Source organism: Novosphingobium guangzhouense (assembly GCF_002896965.1).
Taxonomy (GTDB): domain Bacteria; phylum Pseudomonadota; class Alphaproteobacteria; order Sphingomonadales; family Sphingomonadaceae; genus Novosphingobium; species Novosphingobium guangzhouense.
Genome location: NZ_LYMM01000029.1, coordinates 233,204 through 252,723 on the forward strand (window position 1 = coordinate 233,204; position 19,520 = coordinate 252,723).

A 19,520-nucleotide genomic window follows, 5' to 3' on the forward strand; every position below is an offset into this window, starting at 1 on the left:
CTTGGCCATCCGGTCACCGCCCCTTATACGCCATCCCATACGGCGCAAAGAACGCGACTGTCATTCGCCCCTCAAATTCGCGCGTAAATTCGGAAGGTTGCGTAGATGCCCCGGCATGTGATCGCATTCACATCGGCTCGAACCGCCGAATACCTTGTCGCCGGTGTGCCCGCTGCGGCAAGGGCACTGCGGGAAGTGGCGGCCAACGCCCCCTCCGCCGACGTGGAGTGCGTGATCACCACAAGCGACGCATGGACCCCCAGCGCTTACTGCCAGAGCGAATGCGCAAGGCTGGCCCCATCCGTCACACTGCGTACCACGGGCCTTGCCACCGTTGCCGGGCATGGCGCCACCGTGTTCCTGCGCGGCGAAGACCTTGCCTGTGGCAATCCACGCCTGCCATCGCCTTATCCGGCAGCCATCCATCCCGACCTCGGCTCAGCATCCCTTCCCTTCGAGCACGAGCGAGACAGCCTTGAGCGGCTGGAACAGGCGGGCCGCACCGTGATCGCCGCAACCGGAAAGCCCGGCGACGGCATAGTTTCGCGCCATCTCAACCGCCCTGTTTCGCAGGCCATAAGCCGGCGCTTACTGAAAATTCCGGGGATCACGCCCAATCAGGCAACCATCGGCACGGCGCTGCTTGGGCTGGCGATGATAGCTTCCCTGCTGCTGGGCGGACAGAACGGCCTTGTCCTTGGTGCGCTGCTGTTTCAGGCCGCATCGATCTTCGATGGGGTGGACGGTGAGATCGCGCGCGCCACATGGCGCATGTCTGCCCGCGGCGCGATGCTGGACAGCGTCATCGATGCCGCCACCAACCTGTTCTTCATCGCAGGTCTTACCGCCAATCTGGCGATGCAGGGCAATCTTGACGCCGCTTCTGCGGGAACCGCTGGCCTTGCGATGCTGGCAACCGGCCTGTTCCTGATCGGCCGCAGATCGCGGGCCATTGGCGGCAACTTCACGTTCGACGTCGTGAAGCATCAGGTCAACGCCCGCCCTTCGCGCCTCATGCAATGGCTGACCTGGCTGACGATGCGCGATTTCTTCGCTGCTGCCGGAGCACTGCTGATCGTCGCAGGCTATGCCCACCACGCGCTTGTAGGCTTCGCGGTATGCGCTGCCCTGTGGCTGGTTTTCGTGCTGAGCGTTCTGGTGCGCACCCGTCCGGGACGACCGATTGCGGCGGGCGAGTAAGCCTTAGCGACAGGCGCTCCACCCTCCAACGCGATGGGCCTGATCAAGATGCAGGTGGTCGGCATGCGCCGCGTTGTAATCCGGTGACAACACGGTTCCGAAACTGCGGCAGGCGCTGTCTCTCACCGTGCGCAGGAAAGTACCGCGCGCATCCTGCCGCTGCCAGTCGCGCGCTACGCTGATCCGCCGCCCGTCCGACAGGACGAAGGCGGCGATATCTATGGCATTGCCGGTGGCATGCTCGCTCCATGATCCGGTGTCACCACCGCCGATCCTGCGGCAGTTCACCGTACCCAGATGCTCGATGCCCACCACGCTTGCATCCAGCAGCGCGCCGGCCGCAGGCTCCACACCGTTGCGCAGCCACCATGCCAGACCAGCATCGACCGCGCAGGTCGCCTGCGCCCCGGCAGGTCGCAGGGCCACATCCAGCCGCGCGGGAGCGGATAGAGGCTTGCGGTCGTCACGGCGACATTGCCCCGTTCCCTGCGCGGGAAGCATCGCAGCCGGAATGCCGCTCCGTTCAAGAAACGCACGACATGTCTGCAGATCGGAACGCAGCGCCGAAAGCTTGCGCCCGGTTGCCCAGCCGTCGCCATCCTCCAGAGACAGCGGCGCCCACGGATCGTGCGCGGGATGGTCGTGCAGCCATGCCCTGCCCATCAGGGCCACGGTCCCCACAAGCAGCAGGACAAGGACGATGCGGTCGAACAGGGACAGCGTCATGCCTCACACAAGTCCTGCCACGGCGCATCGTTGCCGCGCGCATGTTCGCAAGCCTGTGGATAAGCCGTGGACATTCTGCGCATGGCTCGTGGATGGAACGGGCATAAAAAAAGGGGAGCGCGGATGCGCTCCCCTTTTCATGTCCGGCAGACTGGTCCGCTTCAGGAAATCGGCGGAACCGGCTGACCCGGAGCGTCCTCGTCATCCTCGTGGACTTCGATGCGGCCCTGCCCCACGTGGCTCTTGCGGTAGCCATAGACGAAGTAGAACACGAGCCCGATGCCGCCCCAGATCGGCAGCACCAGCATCGCTTCAACCGGCAGGTTGAAGAACAGCGTGACGCAGCCGATGATCGCAATCGGCGCAACCACCCACACCAGCGGCGCGCGGAAAGGACGGTGCCGCTTGGGATCGCGTACGCGCAGGATCAGCACCGCAACCGATACCATGAAGAACGCGAACAGCGTGCCCGAATTGGAGATGTCCGCCAGCTGGCCGACCGGCAGCAGCGCGGCGGCGATGGCCACGAACACGCCGGTGATCAGGGTGACGATATGCGGCGTCTTCCACTTGGGGTGGATGGTCGCCAGCTTTTCGGGCAGCAGGCCGTCGCGCGCCATCACGAAGAAGATACGGGTCTGGCCGTAGAGCATCATCAGGATGACCGAAGGCAGCGCCAGGTTGGCGGCAAGGCCGATAAGGTCGCCCGCGCGGGTGTAGTTGATCGCGCGAAGCACGTGAGCCAGCGCTTCCTGCGAGCAGACCAGCGGCTGGCTGCCCTTGGCCGCCAGAGCCGAACACTGCGCGGCGAACTCTGCCGAACCGGGCTGCGTGCCCAGTGCGGTCGGCTGCGCGCCGATCGCACCGATCGCACCGGCTGCGACAAGCAGGTAGAACACCGTGCACAGCGCAAGGCTGCCGATCAGGCCGATCGGGACGTTGCGCTGCGGGTTCTTCGTTTCTTCCGCTGCGGTCGATACCGCGTCGAAGCCGACATAGGCGAAGAAGATGGAAGAAGCGGCCCCGACAATGCCGAGACCGCTGGTGCCGGCCGGTCCGAACCAGCCGTTGGGGGCGAAGGGGGCGAAGTGCTCGGTATTGAGCACCGGCAGCGCCAGAATGACGAACATCGTCAGCGCCGCAACCTTGATCGCCACCAGGATCGCGTTGAACGTGGCGCTTTCCTTGGTGCCCAGCATCAGCAGGAACGTCACTGCCAGGGCGACGACCACGGCGGGCACGTTGATGATGCCGCTGGAAAAGTCGACCCCGGTCAGCGACCAGGTCGGCCCCGCCGCCAGCATCGCTGGCAGCTCGAAGCCTGTCAGGCTTTTCAAAAGCCCCATGAAATAGCCTGACCATCCGACCGATACGGCCGATGCCGCCACGGCATATTCAAGGATCAGCGCCCAGCCGACCATCCAGGCCAGCACTTCGCCGACGACGGCATAGGAATATGTATAGGCAGAGCCCGATACCGGCACCATCGATGCCAGTTCCGAATAGCACAGCGCCGCCACCGCGCAGACCGCGCCGGCGATGACGAAGCTCCACATCATGCCGGGACCGGCCTTCTGCGCCGCCGCAGCGGTCAGCACGAAGATACCGGTGCCGATGATGGCGCCGACGCCCAGCAGCGTCAGTTGGACAGGGCCTAGCGATCGGTGAAGAGATTTCTTTTCCGCCGTCGCCAGAATGGCGTCGAGCGGCTTTACGCGTCCGAACATGTGGACCCCCGAATTGCGAATGGCGGGAGGCTAACGACAAGCAGCCGCTTGGCAAGAGCCCTACCCCGGAAATTCCCCAGCATTGTAATATTCTTACAACAATCCGGCATATAGGGCACACCGCTGCGACCGCACGGCCCAAGTCTTGGGATTTGCCGGGGGCCAGATGGGTCGCTAGAAGCCGGTGCCATGTCCACGACCTTCCAGATCGACACCGCGACCAGCCGCGCAACCCCCACTCCGGCACCGATGAAGCGCCTGACCGTGCCGGCGATTCGCCGCCGCAAGAAGGACGGCGTGACTGCCGAACCCATCGTCATGCTGACCGCATACACGGCCCGTCAGGCACAGTTGCTCGACGCGCATTGCGACCTGCTGCTTGTGGGCGACAGTCTGGGACAGGTGATCTACGGGCTGCCCTCCAGCGTGCCGGTGACGCTTGACATGATGATCGCGCACGGCGCCGCCGTGGTGCGCGGCAGCTACCATGCGGCCGTGATCGTCGACATGCCCTTCGGCACTTACGAACAGTCCCCCCAGCAGGCGTTCGAGAACGCGGCCCGGCTGCTCAAGGAAACCGGCTGCGCGGGCGTGAAGCTGGAAGGCGGGGCCGCGATGGCGGAAACCGTGCGCTTCCTGAACGAACGCGGCATCCCGGTGCAGGGGCACATCGGCCTGACCCCGCAGGCCGTGAACGTGCTGGGCGGCTACAACGCCCGCGGCCGCAGCGATGCGGAAGCCGCCAAGATCGTGGCCGACGCAAAGGCGCTGGACGAGGCCGGCGCGTTCTCCATCGTCATCGAGGGCGTGGTCGAACCCATCGCCATCGAGGCGACCCGCGCGATCGCCTGCCCCAGCATCGGCATCGGCGGTTCGGCGCAGTGCGACGGACAGGTTCTTGTCACCGAAGACATGCTGGGCATGTTCGAACGCGTGCCGCGCTTCGTGAAGAAGTATGCGGACATGGCATCGGTCGTCTCCGAAGCCGCCGCACAGTACGCGGCACAAGTGCGCGACCGCAGCTTCCCCGGCATCGAACAGACCTATCAGCCCCGGTAAGCGTTACCGATCAGCGCCTCATCAGTAGCCGGGCCTTGTCCAACAGGGCCCTTGCCTGCGCCGGGTGGTTCCCGCCCGCTGCATAGGCCCGGCCCAGCGACTGCGCCGCGACCGGGCTGGAGCGCTGGAGACGATAGGCCGCCAGTGCGCTTTCCTGCGCGGCGGCCGGATCGCCGGTAGCCGCCTGCGCCATGGCAAGGTCGGCCAGCAGCTCCACGTCGCCCTGCCCGCCGTTGTCGCGCAGCCAAGCAAGAATGGTGCGGGCACGGTCGAGATCCCCCGCCCCCGCCGCCAGCTGCGCTGCCGCGCGCAAGGCGGGGCGGCTCGCCGGGTTCTGACCGAGGTAGGCGCCGGTCATCGCGCGCGCACCGGCAAGATCGCCCGCCATGGCGTACGCGGCAAAGCGCCGCTGGAAGAGGCTTTCCGGGAAGCGTATCTGCGCGGCCAGCACATAGCGTTCCTGCGCCTGTGCGGCATGACCCAGCGCCAGTTGAACGTCGCCCGCCAGCGCCTGCGCATCGTAGAAGCCGGGGCTGGCCTTGCGCATCGCTTCCGCCGCCGCCTCTGCCGCGCCGGTCTGGCCAAGATGCAGCAACTGGCCGATCCGTCCGCTGCCGCCCAGCACCCGCAACTCTCCGCCAGCAGGCCGCGCCGCACGGTCGAGCAGTTCGCCCGCATGCTGGCGATCTCCCAGCACCTCCCACGCCCGCGCCACGGTAGTGAGCATATAAGGCGATGCATTCCCGTCAGCGATATCGTCTGCGAAGCGCAGGATCGCGTAGCGGTACTGCCCGGTCATGACGATGGCCCGCAGCAGCAGTTCGCGCGCACGCATGCTGTCGGGGCAGAGCCGCAGCGCTTCTTCCAGCGCCTCTGCCGCCGCTTCCGGGTTGCGCGCGGCGATCTCCGTCATGCCGCGCAGGATCAACACGGCAGGCTGGTCGTCCAGCTTGCCCTTCGTGCGCGCCAGCAACGCGCGCGCCAGCGCAAGATTGCCCGCCCGCGCCGCCAGCACCGCCTGCAGGTAATAGGCACGCGGGTTGCCGGGGCTGAGTTCCAGCACGCGCCGCGTGATCGTTACGCATTCGCTGGCATGGCCCAGTTCACCCAACGTCGCGGCATATTCCAGCAGCACGGCGATGTCGGCCGGATCGCGCATGATCGCGCGCTCGAACCACGGGATAGATGCCAGCAGGCCATAGCGATCGCGTACCAGCTGCCCGCGAAATTCCAGCGCCCGTACATTTCCGCCATCGAGCTTCAAGGCGTACTCAGCAGCCTCTATCGCCAGCAGATGCTCTCCGCCCGCATAGCGCAGGCGGCCGATCTCCACCCATAGCCCGGCATCGTCGGGCGTCAGCGCCACCGCCTTGTCGTATGCCCTGCCCGACGCGGGCAAGTTACCGTCAAGCCGCTCCAGCAAGCCTAGCGCGCGCCAGCCCTCGGCCGCACTGGCTTCGGTAAACTCGCCCCGGACAAGATAGGGCCGCGCCCGATCCCGGCGGTTCTGCGCCAGCAGCGCCTGCCCCATGTAGGCGTTGACCTCTGCCGGCGCAGCGCCCTGCTCCAGCGCGGCCCGCAGCTTCATTTCCGCATCGATGCCGTCCCCCCGCACAATGGCCTTGCGCGCATCGGCGATCAGCGTGTCGACTTGGGAAATCCCGCCAACGGCAACTGGCGTCGCGGTGGTCAGGACGAGAGAGAAGCACACGACAAGCACCAGCAGCGGCGGTATTACCGCCGCGCCCCATCTTGCCAGTCTCCACAAACGCCCCCCGCGCATCGAAGATCAGGACGGCTGCAGGTCGTATTGCTTAAGCAAGTCGTACAGCGTCGGCCGACTGATGCCGAGCATCTTGGCCGTGCTGGAGATATTCCCTTCGCTCCGGGCAAGGGCATGACGGATGACCTTGCGATCCGCCGCTTCACGCGCGGACTTGAGGTTCAGTGCCGTCGCCACCTGCTCATCGGGGTCGGCAAGGTCGAGGTCGCTGGCCGACACAAGCTTTTCGTCCGCCATGATCACCGCGCGCTTCACCCGGTTTTCCAGTTCGCGCACGTTACCGGGCCAGCCCCAGGCATCGATGGCCGCCAGCGCATCGGCCGAAAAGCCGCGGACGCGCGGGTTCATCTCCTTGGCGTAACGGGTCAGGAACGCCTTCGCCAGCAGCGTGGGATCGCCCGGCCGCTCGGCAAGGCCGGGGATGCGCACCACGATCTCGGCAAGACGATAGAACAGGTCTTCGCGAAAGCGCCCTTCAGCGATCATTCCTTCAAGGTTCTGGTGCGTTGCGCACACGACACGGGTGTCAACGGGAATTGACTGACGGCTGCCGACGCGTTCGATCACGCGTTCCTGCAGGAAGCGCAGCAGCTTCACCTGCAACTGCAACGGGATATCGCCCACTTCGTCAAGGAACAGGGTGCCGCCCGCTGCCTGCTCGATCTTGCCTGGCGTGGTCTTCACGGCGCCGGTGAATGCGCCCTTCTCGTGCCCGAACAGCTCGCTTTCCAGCAGGTTCTCCGGGATCGCCGCGCAGTTGATCGCCACGAATTCACGCTTCGCCCGCCCACTGGCCTCATGCAGCCCACGCGCCAGCAACTCCTTGCCGGTGCCGCTTGCCCCCAGCAACATGACCGATACGCTGGTGTTGGCCACGCGCTCTATCGTGCGCGCCACCCTGACCATTTCCGGCGCGGCGGTGATCATCCGGCCCAGAACCTTCTCGTCCTTCTCCACCTTGCCCGCAAGGCGGCGGTTTTCCTCCTCCAGCCGGTGCAGGTGCAGTGCGCGGCGCACGATGTGGCCCAGCGCATCGATATCCACGGGCTTCTGGTAGAAGTCGTAAGCCCCGCGCGCGATCGCCTGCAGCGCGCTTTCCCGCGCGCCATGGCCCGATGCGACGACGACCTTGGTGTCGGGCTTCAAAGCCATGATCTCGTCGAGGATCGCGAAGCCCTCGGTCGTGCCGTCAGGATCGGGCGGCAGGCCAAGGTCAAGCGTCACCACGTCGGGCATTTCCGCCCGCAGCAGTGCGATCGCGCTTGCGCGGTCCCCGGCGACGAAGACTTCGAAATCCTCGTAAGCCCACTTGAGCTGCGCCTGCAGCCCTGCGTCATCCTCGACAACAAGCAGCTTGGGCAGCGGCGCGGATTGGAGATCGGTCATCAGGCCACCTTTTCGGCGTAATTCGGGTAAATGTCGGAATGTGCCGCAAGCGGCAGGCGCACGGTGAAGCGGGAACCCAGCCCCTCGCGCGATTCCACGTCGAGCCGGCCGCGCATCGCCCGCACCAGTTCGCGCGCCTCGAACGCGCCGATGCCGAAGCCGCCCGACTTGGTCGATACGAAGGGTTTGAAAAGGCGGTTGCGCACGAAGTCCGCGCTCATCCCGGCGCCGCTGTCGAGCACTTCAAACCGGGCGTTCATGCCCTCCACCGCAAGCGAAAGGAACACAGGGCTGCCGGGCTCGCTGGCGTCGATCGCGTTCTGGACAAGGTGGACCAGCACCTGCTCCAGCGAATGGCGACTTGCGGTGATCGCCACATCGCGCGATTCGGCCAGCACCACTTGCGGCTGCCCCCTGAAGCGCTCCATCACCAGCGCCAGCACGGCGGCGGCGGCCACTTGCTCCACTCGGTCCACGCCGCCCGAACCATAGCGCGAAAGGCGCGCCAGCAGGGCGGTCAGCTTGTCTGACGAATTGCGCAGGGTAACCAGCATGTCGGCGCGGAAGGCGGGCTTTTCAGCATGGAGCTCTGCATTGCGGGCAAGCAGACTGAACTGGCTGGCCAGGTTCTTGATATCGTGCATCACGAAAGCGATGCGGCGGTTGAAATCCTCGAACCGCGCGGATTCGGCCAGGGCCAGCTGGCTGGCGTTCTCCGACAGGTAGCTGGCCACCTGCTGGCCGATGACCCGCAGGAGGTCGAAATCCTCCCAGTCGAACTTGCGCACCAGCTGCGGGCGCGCCAGCACGACCATGCCGACCAGACGCTCGTAATGGACCAGCGGGATCAGCGCCCAGGCGCGCGGATGATCGACCAGCCAGCCCGGCGCAGTCGCCGCGCTTTCCCGGCCTGCGCGCATGTCGTCCAGGTCGGCGATATAGCCGGTGCTTTCGAAATATCCGATATCCTCGACCGGCAGCGCGACGGCAGGCACTTCGATCTCGCGCCAGTTCCAGCGCGCGGCCAGCGTCAGTTCGCCATGCTCTCCGGGGGTCAGCAGCAGGCCCGCCGGGCTCTCGAACACGTCGGCGATGGACTGGACCACGCGCTCGCCCAGCGGCGCGCTCTGGTCCGATCCCATGGTGCGCGTGAAGCGCAGCCATTCCTCGCGGTAGTCGTAGCGGTGCTGGAAGAAGTGCTTGGCCAGTATCACCTTGAACCACGCCCGCACCCGGCGCGATGGCAGCACCACCAGTGCCAGCGCGCTGCCAAGCGTCAGGAAGGCCAGCTCGACCAGCCGCGCGAAGTTGCCGCCCGCATAGGACAGCCACTGCGCCACCGCGACCATGGCGACAAGGTAGACCCCGATCACCAGCAGCGAGAACGTCTGGAAGGTCACCGCCCGCGACGGGCGCAAGCGCAGGTCGTCACGGTTCTTTGCCCCGCCGATCGCCACGCATCCTGCCAGCGCCGCAGCCGACAGCCCACGCAGCGCGGCGATCTCTTCCGGCCAGTTTCCCGCAAGATACGCGATCGTGTAAAGGTTGAGGTCGAAAGCCCAGAGGATCGCCAGACCCGTGGCAGGCCAGCGCAACGAGGCGCGCGATTCGCGCGGCGCGCCGGCATAGAGGTTATGCGCCAGCACCAGCCCGCCCACTGTCACCAGAAGGCGGAACATCACGCCGAATTCGAAGGCGATCGACAGCACCTTTTCGTCGATCACGATCCGGGTGAAGCCGTAGTCGACGGCAAGGTGCATCACTTCCACAAAGCCGAGCGAAAGGATCACCGGCCGGATCGGCGCAAGGCTGGCGTGCCGCCCGTCGCTGGCGAACAGTCGATAGATCACCACCAGCCATGCCAGATTGCGCGCGCTCTCGGCCAGCGAGGGAATGAAATCTGCCGCCAGAGAGGTCGATGCGCTGGCCGCCGCCGCGGCAAGGCTCCACAATGCCGTCAGCAGCAGCGCACAGACCATCGCCGTGCCGGCGCTGCCGAACCGGTCCCGCCGCGGCACCAGCCACATCGCCACGCTGGCCAGCGCAATCGCACCGGTAACGTCGAGCCCGACGCCGATGGTGCTCCACACCGCCGCCCGCCCTTCCAGAGCCGCGATCACCGTGCGCCCTCGCTCCAGAGCACCACGCGCAGCGTTTGCAGGATGATCAGGAAATCGAGGAAAGGCGTGTAGTTCTTGGCGTAGTAGAGGTCATATTCCAGCTTGTTGCGCGCATCCTCTATCGATGCGCCGTAAGGATAGTTGATCTGCGCCCAGCCGGTGATCCCCGGCTTTACCATATGGCGTTCCGCGTAATAGCGCAGCTTGTCCTCAAGGTCGGAGACGAACTCGGGCCGTTCGGGACGCGGGCCGACGAAGCTCATCTCGCCCTTCAGCACGGTCCAGGCCTGCGGCAGTTCGTCTATCCGCACCTTGCGGATGAACTTGCCGACGCGGGTAACGCGGGGGTCGTCCTTCGACGCCCACTGCGCCCCTGCCGCTTCGGCGTCGGTGCGCATGGAACGCAGCTTGATGACGTCGAAGTGCTGGCCGAACAGGCCGACACGCGGCTGGCGATAGAAGGCGGGACCACGGCTGTCGATCTTCACCAGCAGTGCGAACAGCAGGATGACCGGCGCGGTAACCAAAAGCAGCAAGAGGCTGACGGCGATGTCGAATACCCGCTTCGCCGCGCTGGAGATCGCCCGGCCGGACGAGAACCCGTCCGAAAAGATCAGCCAGCTGGGGTTGACGGTGTCCAGGTCGACACGGCCTGTCTCACGCTCAAGGAAGCTGGAGAACTCGTTTACGTGAACGCCCGCCGTCTTGATCCGCAGCAGATCCTTGAGCGGCAGCGCGTTGCGCCGTTCCTCCAGCGCCAGCACCACTTCGCTGACGCCCAGGTTTTCGACATAACGGGTGAAGTTGTTGATCGCCGAACGGGAAATCGCCTCTTCCACCACCGGTGCACTATCGCTCATCGCAACATAACCGACGATGGCGAAGCCGCTTTCCGGACGGTCACCCAGCACGCGTAGACGCTGCGCCCGGTCTCCGGCCCCCAGCACCAGCACCCGGCGGCGAAACGCGCTGGTCCCCAGAAACGCGCCGAGCAGCAGCCGGTTTATGATCATCAGCACGATCGCAAAGGCCATCGAATAAGCCAGCGTCGATCGCCAGAAGTTCTGCCCGCCGACAAGGAAGTCCACGAAGGCCAGCGCGATGACACCCAGCGAGATCGCCACCAGCAGCCGCGCGGCGGCAAAGCGCATCGAACGCAGCGCCTCCGCGCCGTAGACCCCCACCGCCACCATCGACAGCGAAATGACCACCGCAAAGGCGCCATGGGCGATGAGCCGGTCCACCAGCGGTGCCGGATCGATACCGATCTGCCCTGCCCGCAACCGCCAGGACGTTTCGTTGGCGATTGCCAGCAGCAGCACATCGACCAGCCACAGCAGCACGACTGCGTGCGGGATATAGTGTTTGAACAGACGAATCATCGTCGATTAGCCATCCTTCGCGGCCGAATTCCGGCACTCGCACGATGGACTAGGGTAAAGGCGTAAAATGTCGGTTACCTTGACAGCCGCTATGGAAACATTCGCTTTTCCACCCGATAACGCAGTAACGGTGCTGTCGGCTCCACTTACACCTGCGGCCTTGGCATCAGGCGCAGCGCCGTCAGGGTCAGGGCCTGCGCGCCCGATGCTATGACCTTGTCCGCTTGCGGTGCCCAGAACGGACTGTGTAGCGAAGGCATTGCAGGGCCGCCCGTCTTCGCCGCCGCCAGCCTTGCCGGATCGGCACCGCCTACCCAGAAGATCACCGATTTGATGTGATCCTCATCGGCGCGGCGAAACTCTCCGAAATCCTCGCCGCCCATCGCCGAGGGGGTGATCACGACATTGTCTGCGCCCATCTTCCCTTTAAGGTCGGCAATCGCCTCTTCCGCAAACTCCGGCGTATTCCAGGTCGCGCGGGTGTGCGGTTCCTTGACCTTGATCTGCGGCATAAGGTCTTCAGACAATCCCGATGCGATCGCCTCTCCACGCGCCACGCGGGCGATCCCGTCAAGCAGGCGCTGGCGGGTCTCGTCCGAATAACTGCGCACGGTCAGTTCAAGCTTCGCCTGATCGGAGATAATATTGTGCTTGGTCCCGGCATGGAAAGAGCCCACCGTGACCACCACCGGGTCAAGCGGATTGGTTTCCCGGCTTACCAGCGTTTGCAGCTTCATCACGATCGCACTGCCCAGCACGATCGGGTCCCGCGTGGCCTGCGGATAGGCGCCATGCCCGCCGACCCCGCGCACCAGAATGTCCACGCTGTCAACATTGGCCAGCGCCCAGCCCTTCGCCGCGCCGACGACGCCGGCTGGAAGCTCGGGCGTGTCATGGAAAGCCAGCGCGTAGTCCGGCTTGGGAAAGCGGTTGTAGAGCCCGTCCTTGAGCATCTCCAGCGCGCCAAGCCCCATCTCTTCGGCCGGTTGCCCGATCATGACCAGCGTGCCCGACCACTCCGCCTTGCGCGCGGCCATGAGGCGCGCAGTCTCTATCCACGCGGTCATGTGCGTATCATGGCCGCAAGCATGCATGATGCCGCTTTCCACGCCGGCGGTGGACGTGCCCCGCTTCGTCGATGCAAAGGGCAGCCCGGTCTGCTCCACCACCGGCAGTGCGTCCATGTCGGCACGGATGAGAACCGTCGGTCCCGGCCCGTTCTTCAGGACTGCGACGATGCCGGTACGCCCGACTTTCTCGGTAACGCTGAAACCCGCCTTGCGCGCGGCATCAGCCATGATCTTCGCGCTGCGGACCTCCTGAAAGCTGAGTTCGGGGTTGGCATGAAGATCTCGGTAGGTTTCCATCAGCCCCGGCAGGTCACGCGTCACGCTATCGGCGACGGGTTCTGCCATTGCAGGCATGGAAGCGCTCGCAACGACGCAGGCGGAAGCAAGAAGAACGGTGCGCATAAGCCAAAGGCTACGTCAGGCGCGCATGCTCCGCAATCCACCCGAAGGTTCCCTGCGGCCTGCGTGAAGTTTTTCTCATAGGCCCGATAGAATCTTCGCATCGACATTCTCTACCATATGCGTAGATTGATCTTCGAAGCACGGGGTTCGCCCGTTCTTCCGCGGCATTTGATGGCTGTCAGCTTGCTCCGCGTCACCAACCGCTAAAGCGCACGAAACCGCAAGGCGACAACGCCGGCTTCGTGCCTCCAGATGGAGATACGAAATGCTCAACTCGATCCCTCGCATCACTTCGCAAGTCCTGCGTGCACGGCCCAGTACCGACACGCGCCTGCCGCATCCGTCATGGCGCGGCGCAGTCGAACCACCATCGGGAGGCGGCGCGGCGACGATCCGCAGTGCGGGTGACTTCTGGTCCCGCCTCGGCCTGTGATGCTGCAATGATCCCCTCGGGCGGCATCCGGATTTCGCATCTCCCAAGCCCTGCCTTTTCGGGCCGGATTTGGATGTCGCCCGTTAACTTTGGTTATGACACAGTAGGCTCGTGAAGACCGCGCTCATCATCCGCCACGTTCCCCACGAAGGGGTCGCAGGCTACCGCAAGCCCATCGAGGACGCCGGCTACGAAGTGAGCCGCATCGACGTCACCGATCCGGAATTTTCCATCCTCGACCTGCGTGAGCCGGACCTGCTGATCATGATGGGCGGTCCGATGGGCGTCTACGAACAGGATCGCCACCCCTGGATCGCGTGCCAGTTGCGCCGCCTTGCCTTGCGCCTAGAGGCTGACCGGCCAACGCTGGGCGTGTGCTTCGGTGCGCAGATGATGGCCAGTGCCCTGGGCGCATCGGTGTTTCCCGGCCCAGCCAAGGAGGTCGGCTTCCATCCCGTGCAGGTTCACGAACACGCCGCCGGCAGCCCGCTTCGCCATGTGCGCGAAATCCCGGTGCTGCACTGGCACGGCGATACCTTCACCAGGCCCGAAGGCGTGGAACTGCTCGCTTCCACCTCGCTTTACGAACATCAGGCGTTCCGGCGCGGCCGCAACCAGTTGGCGCTGCAGTTCCATGCCGAAATGGGAGAAGACCCACGCTTCGATGCCTGGATCGATCAGTGGCCCGAAGCGGTTGTCGAGGCCGGCGGCTGCCCGCAGGCTTTGCGGGTACGGCACGACGAACTCGGCCCCGGCGCAGTGGCTGCAGGGCGCGCGATGATCGCCGACTGGCTGCGCGGCCTGAACTAGCCGTACCGCCCGATTCGCGCGACGCTCCGGCTGGCGGTGGGGGCGCAGCAGGATTACTCTGCGGCAATGGCTGAAGGCATTCCGACACAGCGCCCGATGAACTGGCGAGTCTTCTCCCGCAGATTGGTCCGCGCGCTGGCTGGCTTTTTCCCGGTCGGCGTCTTCGCGCTGGTATTGCTGTGGATGATGGGCGACTGGGGCGTAGTCGGCGGCATCATCGGCGGGACTGCGCTGGGTGCCGTGGCCGCATGGGCGCTGACGCGGCTCATCGCAACTTACCCGCTGGTACAGTGGGCAGCGGCATCCATAGTCGCCATGCTGCTGATCCTCGCCATCGCCTCTCTGTTCTGAGAACGATCGAAGGAAGTGGTGCCCCTGGCCCGACTAGAGCGGTGCGGCCTGTAAGTGGCGGATTTCCGTCATTTCTGAGGTCTCCAATGAGCGCTTTTGTACCTCCTCTCTGTACCACTCTCAAGAGGGTTGTTCAGGGTACGAAGCGCGGCCGGAGGCTCTGCCCATCGGGGGGCGGGCGGGCCTAAAGGGTGCGATGAAATGAATACGAGAAGCCCAGCGGCAGGCCCTCGGGGGCGGGTTCGATGAGGAGTTTGCTGACGAAGGCGTGAGTGGTTCCATCAAGGCCGAAGAGCGCCCCGGTTTCGCCCGCCTCCTTCAGTATGTCCGCAAGGGCGATACGCTCTACGTCTACGCTCTAGACCGTCTGGGCCGTGACGCCTTGGACGTGCAAGCTATGGTCCGCACCCTCCTGGAGCGGGGCGTTACCCTCGACGTTCGGGGCCTCGGACCAATCGGGCGGGGCGTGGGGGAACTCATCGTCGCCGTGCTGGCCCAGATGGCGGACATTGAGCGCCACCGGATCAAGGAGCGCTGCGAGAGTGGCCGAGAAGCTGCCCGGGCCTCACTGGCGGCCACGGGGAAGACCCATCGGGGCAAGGAGAGCCTCGGGCGTCCTAAGGCTGCGGATGCGGCTGAGGTGGTCGCTTGGCGCAAGGCGAACAACGCCAGCATCAAGGAGACCTGCGAGCACTTCGACCTCTCCAAGTCCACCGTAGCCCGCTATTGGGCCGCAGACGTAATGAAGGAACACGGGGGCCTCTGAGGACCGGGGAACGGACCGGCAGACCTTTGAGGCCCTTGAAGGGATGGGGACCGAAACTCTTCATCCTTCTATAGAGATATAACCTGTGAAGACTTCCACCAATAATCTTGTAATGGATCGGGTCCAGCACCCTCTAGCCCTTAAGGCTCTAGAGGACGCTAAGAACATCGTCTCAATGAATGGATCAAATATAAATGGTCCATCTCATGAGGCTATCTCAGGGCTCTTAAGTACCCTTGAGGACGGATTGCATGGAACGCTGTCTGACAGCTTCTTTCTATCGTCCATTGACCCGGGCATCGGAAAGACCCTTAGCGTCTCGTGCTTCCTCAAGGCCTGGAAGTCATCGGGATTTACTCCCGCAGTTGGCGTCCTTGTTGCCGTTTCCCGGCTGGAGGAAATCGAAACCTATGTGCAGCAGGCCGCATTGGCCCCAGAGGACTTCGCTGTCCTGACTAGCAGCGCCCCACACAATGCCCTCGGGTCTGCCCCTCAGGGTTCCGCCCCGGTTCTGTTCACAACGCAACAGATGATCCAGAAGCGGGCTAAGTCGGGCCGGGTCCTCTCCGAGTTCCACTACAAGAGCGAAAGCCGCGCCTTGCGGATATGGGACGAAAGCATGGTGCCGGAGGATACCCTTACCGTCCGAGTGGACGACCTGGGGCAACTTGCGTCCCCGCTGCGCCATAAGGCCCCTGAGTTCGTGCAGGGCGTCCAGGACCTCCAAGCCGCCCTCTGGGCGCTAGAGGACGGCGGGGAAATCACGGTGCCCGAGGGCATAGCCGAAAAGGCCCCCAAGGCTGGCTTAACGGATCGGCTGGCCTCTATCGTCGATGGGCTGGCCCAGATGGCCGGGAAGACCGTACAGGCCGCCGATGTGGGCCATGGTGACATGTATCTCCTCGGGGCCTCTACACCCCTCCCGGACGACTTCACGCCTGCGGTGATCCTCGACGCCTCTGGTCGCGTCCGTCCCACCTATGCACTGTGGGAAGAGCACCGGGGCAACCTCGTGCGCCTGCCAGCCGCTGTGAACGACTACAGGGACCTTGAGGTCGGCCTATGGCAGCGCGGGAGCGGCAAAGCCTCCTTGGGGCGCTCTGGGGTCCAAGCAGAAATCACAGCGGCCATTGCGTCCGCCATCAAGGCCGGAGACGATAATGCCGAGTGGCTGGTCATCAGCTACAAGGAGCACTCGGGTATCGTCGAGGACCTCAGGGCAAGCTTGCCGAACCCTCAGCGCCTCAAGGGACTGACGTGGGGCCGCCATGCCGCCACAAACGCCTGCCTGCGGAGGACGGCAAGCGCTTCCACGAGTAGCGTGTTCGGCCCGATTCCCCGTCCATCCGAGCGGTTTTAAAGGACATTTGAAGAACAACCGAATGTAGAAAAGTGGATAAGTTGGCCGTAAATGCCCGCGCCGACGTGCTGCAGCGCAATGTAAACAGGGGAAGAGCCGCAGGAATCCTAGGATTCGGAATGCTGCATGGCGTAACATATTGTTTTTACGACACATTACAGCGAAGCTGCAAAATTTAGGCACTCACACGTGAGTCAACCTTCATAATTTTTTATATTTGGGGGCCGCCGTCTTTTCACAGCGCGAATCACCGCATAGAATGGCGGTATTCCGTGGTTGAGCACACACTCATGCTGCGGGGGAACGGTGAGCGCACAGGCCTGGTAGTCCTTTCATCCCTTCCAGAAGGATGATCGCGCCGCTCACCGTTCCCATTTACTTTGCCTCAGCGGGCAGAGCCCCACAAGAACGAGTTTTGCTTGACGCCAAAGAATCGTCGGCAGCCTTGAGTCTGATGGCTTTTGGCCTGATCCCCAGCGACTTGCGGCGATCCCGCGCCGCTTGGGCCAGCCGCTCCTCCTGGGCCTTGTGATGTATCTTACGCCGCATCTTCCACTTGTCGGCGACGGGGCGGTTCGACAGCTGCCGGTTGCAGCCGCCACAGCAGAGCACGAGGTTCTCAAGGTCATAGGTGCCGCCGAGGGAACGGGCCAACAGATGCTCTATCGTCGCCTTGCCCTTCCGCATCACGCGGCAGCACAGCCAGCACTCGCCGCCATCACGGGCCTTGAGGGCCTCAACAATCGCCCTGCGGCGCTCCCCGGTGATCGTTTTGGACACTGCCCCGCCTAAGAATTTCTTAGGGCATCAGCCCCGCACGAGACCGCGGGACGCCATCCAGTAGAGCAACATGTCGTCGTCTTCGTCCGGCCGGAACTCGCAGGACTCGTCTTCCTCTTGAGCCGCTTCCGCTTCGCGGACTGCAAGGCGACCTCGGGCGGTCATGCGCTTGGGTCAGTTCAAGGGCGACGCCCTTCCAGCTTGAAATCATTCCGTCAATGTCCGGCAGCGCCCGAAGCTGGCGACATTCCTTGAGGTCGGCCTCGCAAGCCTCACGCAAGCCCTTGGCACGCCGGGTCTTTACGTCGATGGTCTCACGGAGAAACCGGACGTCCTCATCTAGCTCTAGGCCTTCGCTGCGCACCTTCTCGGCGAAGTAGGCAATCAGCGGTTTCGTGATGGCATCGAATGTGCCTGTGGCCGCTTTGCCCGCCTTCCATGCCAGCCGCTCGAACAACTCGTTCAACTCACGGTAGGTCGAGCCGTCTCGCCCCGCATCGAAGACGCGCACACCAAGGGTCCGTTTCACCTCGGAAATTTTCTTCCCCGAATCATCTCGCACGTGAGGCAGCAAGCGGGCTGGAAAGGTGCGGCGAAACTCAAGGATACCCGTCTTCGGGTTGGGTCGCAGATACTTCACAATCACGTCCACGGAACGCCGCCTCTGTACTACCGGATGTACAACCGGAGCCGCCAGAAACGCCTGAAATCTGCCATTCCCAAATAAATCAGCCCATTAGGGTTGACATGGTGCCCCTGGCCCGACTCGAACGGGCACGCCTTTCGACAAACGATTTTGAGTCGTTCGCGTCTACCATTCCGCCACAGGGGCACGGAAACGAGGCGACGCTTAGACGGCGCTTCGTCAGGGTTCAAGCCTGTTTCAGAAGATCCAGTCCATCGCGACGTGGACAAGACGCGATTTCATCGCCCCCTTCCGCGATCCGATGGTTCCGATTTCGAAACTCGGGCCGTCATCGTCGGTCTGATATGTCAGTTTGAGGCGAGTTTTCTCGGGCTTGAGCAATTCGACCTCACCCACCGTCTGCGATCTCAAGGCCTTGCGAGCGTTGGTCGTGGGCACCGCCGTCAGGTCGAATGGGCGCGGGTTCATCGCCAGCGGAGCGGGTTGCTCCGCGAATACCGGCGCCGGTGCCGCCGTGACCAGCAGCGCCAGGGCGCAACGATGAGAGACATGCCGTGCCATGTCCCATCGTAATACCACCTATCGTGGAAAGTTCCGCGACGGTTGCGTTGCAGTTCAGGGAAACGCCCCGGTGCACGATAGGACGTGCGCCAGGGCGGATCAGTTCATGCCTTCAGGGCAGTCGCCACGATCTTGTGCAGGCGCGAGTGGAGCACGTCGTTGCCGGCAAGGATTTCGGTGTCACAGATCGGATTCGAACGGCCCTTCCAGTCCGAAACGAAACCGCCGGCTTCACGCACGAGCAGACAGCCCGCCGCCGTGTCCCACGGCTTGAGATCGGCTTCCCAGAAGCCCTCGTAACGGCCCGAGGCCACCCATGCGAGGTCCAGTGCAGCCGAGCCGAAGCGGCGGATGCCCGCCACCTGCGGCGCAAGGCCGTGGTAGATCTTGGTCCACTGCCCAGCGTCGCCATGGCCCGCAAAGGGAATGCCGGTCGCGATCAGGCTTTCGTCGAGGTGGCGGCGCGAGGAGACGCGAAGGCGACGGTCGTGCAGCCACGCACCGCGCGACTTTTCGGCCCAGTAGCTTTCGTCCGTGACAGGGTTGTAGATCAGGCCGGCGGTAACTTCACCCCAGCCCTTCCCGTCCAGACGCGGTTCCTGCACCGCGATCGAGATCGCGAAGTGCGGGATGCCGTGAAGGAAGTTGGTCGTCCCGTCGAGCGGATCGACGATGAAGCGCGGCTTGGTCGGGTCGCCCTCGATCTCGCCGGCTTCCTCGAAGAGATAGCCCCAGTCCGGCCGCGCGGCGCGCAGTTCGTCCCAGATGGTGCGCTCGGATGCCTGATCGGCCTTCGACACGAAGTCCGCAGGCCCCTTGCGGCTGACCTGCAGGTGTTCGATTTCACCGAAATCGCGACGCAGGCGATTGCCGGCCTTGCGGGCGGCCTTCTCGATGACGCGGATGAGACCGGAAATGGCGGCCATGACGTTACTTCACTCCTGTGGGCCGCTGTCAG

The 19,520-nt window shown here is 64.2% G+C and carries 18 protein-coding genes and 1 tRNA gene; 7 read left to right on the forward strand and 12 right to left on the reverse strand.

Going from position 1 to position 19,520, the window contains the following annotated elements; translation table 11 throughout:
* Nucleotides 1-105: 105 nt before the first annotated feature.
* Entirely contained in the window at nucleotides 106-1,200 is a 1,095-nt protein-coding gene (locus A8V01_RS10340) for a CDP-alcohol phosphatidyltransferase family protein (protein WP_103095746.1), read from the forward strand.
* Between the two features lie 3 nt (nucleotides 1,201-1,203).
* Here the strand turns inward: A8V01_RS10340 and A8V01_RS10345 are convergent, their stop codons facing one another.
* Nucleotides 1,204-1,926: an extensin-like domain-containing protein gene (locus tag A8V01_RS10345; protein WP_103095747.1), complete on the reverse strand. Its 723-nt coding sequence runs from the start codon at nucleotides 1,924-1,926 to the stop codon at nucleotides 1,204-1,206.
* Between the two features lie 161 nt (nucleotides 1,927-2,087).
* On the reverse strand, nucleotides 2,088-3,653 hold the full coding sequence (locus A8V01_RS10350; RefSeq protein ID WP_103095748.1) for an amino acid permease: 1,566 nt from the start codon (nucleotides 3,651-3,653) through the stop codon (nucleotides 2,088-2,090).
* Nucleotides 3,654-3,842: 189 nt separating this feature from the next.
* Here A8V01_RS10350 and panB point away from each other — a divergent pair, with 189 nt between their 5' ends.
* Nucleotides 3,843-4,712 (forward strand): 3-methyl-2-oxobutanoate hydroxymethyltransferase, encoded by an 870-nt coding sequence (panB, locus tag A8V01_RS10355; RefSeq protein WP_103095749.1) that lies wholly within the window; start codon nucleotides 3,843-3,845, stop codon nucleotides 4,710-4,712.
* Between the two features lie 10 nt (nucleotides 4,713-4,722).
* Here the strand turns inward: panB and A8V01_RS10360 are convergent, their stop codons facing one another.
* From A8V01_RS10360 to A8V01_RS10380, 5 genes are all read right to left on the reverse strand, one after another.
* The gene (locus tag A8V01_RS10360; protein WP_103095750.1) at nucleotides 4,723-6,495 is read right to left on the reverse strand and encodes a tetratricopeptide repeat protein; all 1,773 of its coding nucleotides are present in this window, start codon (nucleotides 6,493-6,495) and stop codon (nucleotides 4,723-4,725) included.
* Nucleotides 6,496-6,501: 6 nt separating this feature from the next.
* Nucleotides 6,502-7,881, reverse strand: a complete 1,380-nt coding sequence (gene prsR / locus A8V01_RS10365) for a PEP-CTERM-box response regulator transcription factor (RefSeq protein ID WP_103095751.1) — start codon at nucleotides 7,879-7,881, stop codon at nucleotides 6,502-6,504.
* Nucleotides 7,881-10,001 (reverse strand): XrtA/PEP-CTERM system histidine kinase PrsK, encoded by a 2,121-nt coding sequence (gene prsK, locus A8V01_RS10370; RefSeq protein ID WP_245892416.1) that lies wholly within the window; start codon nucleotides 9,999-10,001, stop codon nucleotides 7,881-7,883. Before prsK ends, prsR begins: the two co-directional genes overlap by 1 nt.
* Nucleotides 9,998-11,383 carry a TIGR03013 family XrtA/PEP-CTERM system glycosyltransferase gene (locus tag A8V01_RS10375; RefSeq protein ID WP_103095752.1) on the reverse strand — a complete coding sequence of 462 codons (1,386 nt, stop codon included), beginning with the start codon at nucleotides 11,381-11,383 and terminating at the stop codon, nucleotides 9,998-10,000. The genes prsK and A8V01_RS10375 overlap by 4 nt, the downstream gene beginning before the upstream one ends.
* A 146-nt stretch (nucleotides 11,384-11,529) precedes the next feature.
* Nucleotides 11,530-12,855: an amidohydrolase gene (locus A8V01_RS10380; protein WP_103095753.1), complete on the reverse strand. Its 1,326-nt coding sequence runs from the start codon at nucleotides 12,853-12,855 to the stop codon at nucleotides 11,530-11,532.
* Between the two features lie 265 nt (nucleotides 12,856-13,120).
* On the opposite strand from A8V01_RS10380, the gene A8V01_RS28570 reads away from it, so the two are divergent.
* The 5 genes from A8V01_RS28570 to A8V01_RS10400 all read left to right on the forward strand — a co-directional run bounded on the left by A8V01_RS28570 (nucleotide 13,121) and on the right by A8V01_RS10400 (nucleotide 16,575).
* Complete coding sequence (locus A8V01_RS28570; RefSeq protein ID WP_170065890.1) at nucleotides 13,121-13,288, forward strand: hypothetical protein; 168 nt, start codon at nucleotides 13,121-13,123, stop codon at nucleotides 13,286-13,288.
* Nucleotides 13,289-13,399: 111 nt separating this feature from the next.
* Nucleotides 13,400-14,098: a glutamine amidotransferase gene (locus tag A8V01_RS10385; RefSeq protein WP_103095754.1), complete on the forward strand. Its 699-nt coding sequence runs from the start codon at nucleotides 13,400-13,402 to the stop codon at nucleotides 14,096-14,098.
* Between the two features lie 66 nt (nucleotides 14,099-14,164).
* Entirely contained in the window at nucleotides 14,165-14,449 is a 285-nt protein-coding gene (locus A8V01_RS10390; protein ID WP_103095755.1) for a hypothetical protein, read from the forward strand.
* 205 nt (nucleotides 14,450-14,654) lie between these two features.
* The gene (locus tag A8V01_RS10395) at nucleotides 14,655-15,215 is read left to right on the forward strand and encodes a recombinase family protein (protein WP_103095756.1); all 561 of its coding nucleotides are present in this window, start codon (nucleotides 14,655-14,657) and stop codon (nucleotides 15,213-15,215) included.
* An 85-nt stretch (nucleotides 15,216-15,300) separates the two neighbouring features.
* Nucleotides 15,301-16,575: a hypothetical protein gene (locus A8V01_RS10400; protein ID WP_146037233.1), complete on the forward strand. Its 1,275-nt coding sequence runs from the start codon at nucleotides 15,301-15,303 to the stop codon at nucleotides 16,573-16,575.
* Between the two features lie 375 nt (nucleotides 16,576-16,950).
* Here A8V01_RS10400 and A8V01_RS10405 read toward each other — a convergent pair whose 3' ends face one another.
* The 5 genes from A8V01_RS10405 to A8V01_RS10425 all read right to left on the reverse strand — a co-directional run bounded on the left by A8V01_RS10405 (nucleotide 16,951) and on the right by A8V01_RS10425 (nucleotide 19,488).
* The gene (locus tag A8V01_RS10405) at nucleotides 16,951-17,355 is read right to left on the reverse strand and encodes an HNH endonuclease (RefSeq protein ID WP_103095758.1); all 405 of its coding nucleotides are present in this window, start codon (nucleotides 17,353-17,355) and stop codon (nucleotides 16,951-16,953) included.
* A gap of 19 nt (nucleotides 17,356-17,374) precedes the next feature.
* Nucleotides 17,375-18,007: a hypothetical protein gene (locus tag A8V01_RS10410; protein WP_103095759.1), complete on the reverse strand. Its 633-nt coding sequence runs from the start codon at nucleotides 18,005-18,007 to the stop codon at nucleotides 17,375-17,377.
* Between the two features lie 96 nt (nucleotides 18,008-18,103).
* Nucleotides 18,104-18,187, reverse strand: a tRNA-Leu gene (locus A8V01_RS10415).
* 51 nt (nucleotides 18,188-18,238) lie between these two features.
* Nucleotides 18,239-18,562: a hypothetical protein gene (locus tag A8V01_RS10420; RefSeq protein WP_103095760.1), complete on the reverse strand. Its 324-nt coding sequence runs from the start codon at nucleotides 18,560-18,562 to the stop codon at nucleotides 18,239-18,241.
* Between the two features lie 104 nt (nucleotides 18,563-18,666).
* The gene (locus tag A8V01_RS10425) at nucleotides 18,667-19,488 is read right to left on the reverse strand and encodes an inositol monophosphatase family protein (protein ID WP_103095761.1); all 822 of its coding nucleotides are present in this window, start codon (nucleotides 19,486-19,488) and stop codon (nucleotides 18,667-18,669) included.
* Nucleotides 19,489-19,520: the final 32 nt, after the last annotated feature.

Excerpts from the sequence above, each read along its gene's own strand:
- A8V01_RS10340 (WP_103095746.1), top strand. The coding sequence starts at position 106 with ATGCCCCGGCATGTGATCGCATTCACATCGGCTCGAACCGCCGAATAC.
- A8V01_RS10345 (WP_103095747.1), bottom strand. The coding sequence starts at position 1,926 with ATGACGCTGTCCCTGTTCGACCGCATCGTCCTTGTCCTGCTGCTTGTG.
- A8V01_RS10350 (WP_103095748.1), bottom strand. The coding sequence starts at position 3,653 with ATGTTCGGACGCGTAAAGCCGCTCGACGCCATTCTGGCGACGGCGGAA.
- panB (WP_103095749.1), top strand. The coding sequence starts at position 3,843 with ATGTCCACGACCTTCCAGATCGACACCGCGACCAGCCGCGCAACCCCC.
- A8V01_RS10360 (WP_103095750.1), bottom strand. The coding sequence starts at position 6,495 with ATGCGCGGGGGGCGTTTGTGGAGACTGGCAAGATGGGGCGCGGCGGTA.
- prsR (WP_103095751.1), bottom strand. The coding sequence starts at position 7,881 with ATGACCGATCTCCAATCCGCGCCGCTGCCCAAGCTGCTTGTTGTCGAG.
- A8V01_RS10375 (WP_103095752.1), bottom strand. The coding sequence starts at position 11,383 with ATGATTCGTCTGTTCAAACACTATATCCCGCACGCAGTCGTGCTGCTG.
- A8V01_RS10380 (WP_103095753.1), bottom strand. The coding sequence starts at position 12,855 with ATGCGCACCGTTCTTCTTGCTTCCGCCTGCGTCGTTGCGAGCGCTTCC.
- A8V01_RS28570 (WP_170065890.1), top strand. The coding sequence starts at position 13,121 with ATGCTCAACTCGATCCCTCGCATCACTTCGCAAGTCCTGCGTGCACGG.
- A8V01_RS10390 (WP_103095755.1), top strand. The coding sequence starts at position 14,165 with ATGGCTGAAGGCATTCCGACACAGCGCCCGATGAACTGGCGAGTCTTC.
- A8V01_RS10420 (WP_103095760.1), bottom strand. The coding sequence starts at position 18,562 with ATGGCACGGCATGTCTCTCATCGTTGCGCCCTGGCGCTGCTGGTCACG.
- A8V01_RS10425 (WP_103095761.1), bottom strand. The coding sequence starts at position 19,488 with ATGGCCGCCATTTCCGGTCTCATCCGCGTCATCGAGAAGGCCGCCCGC.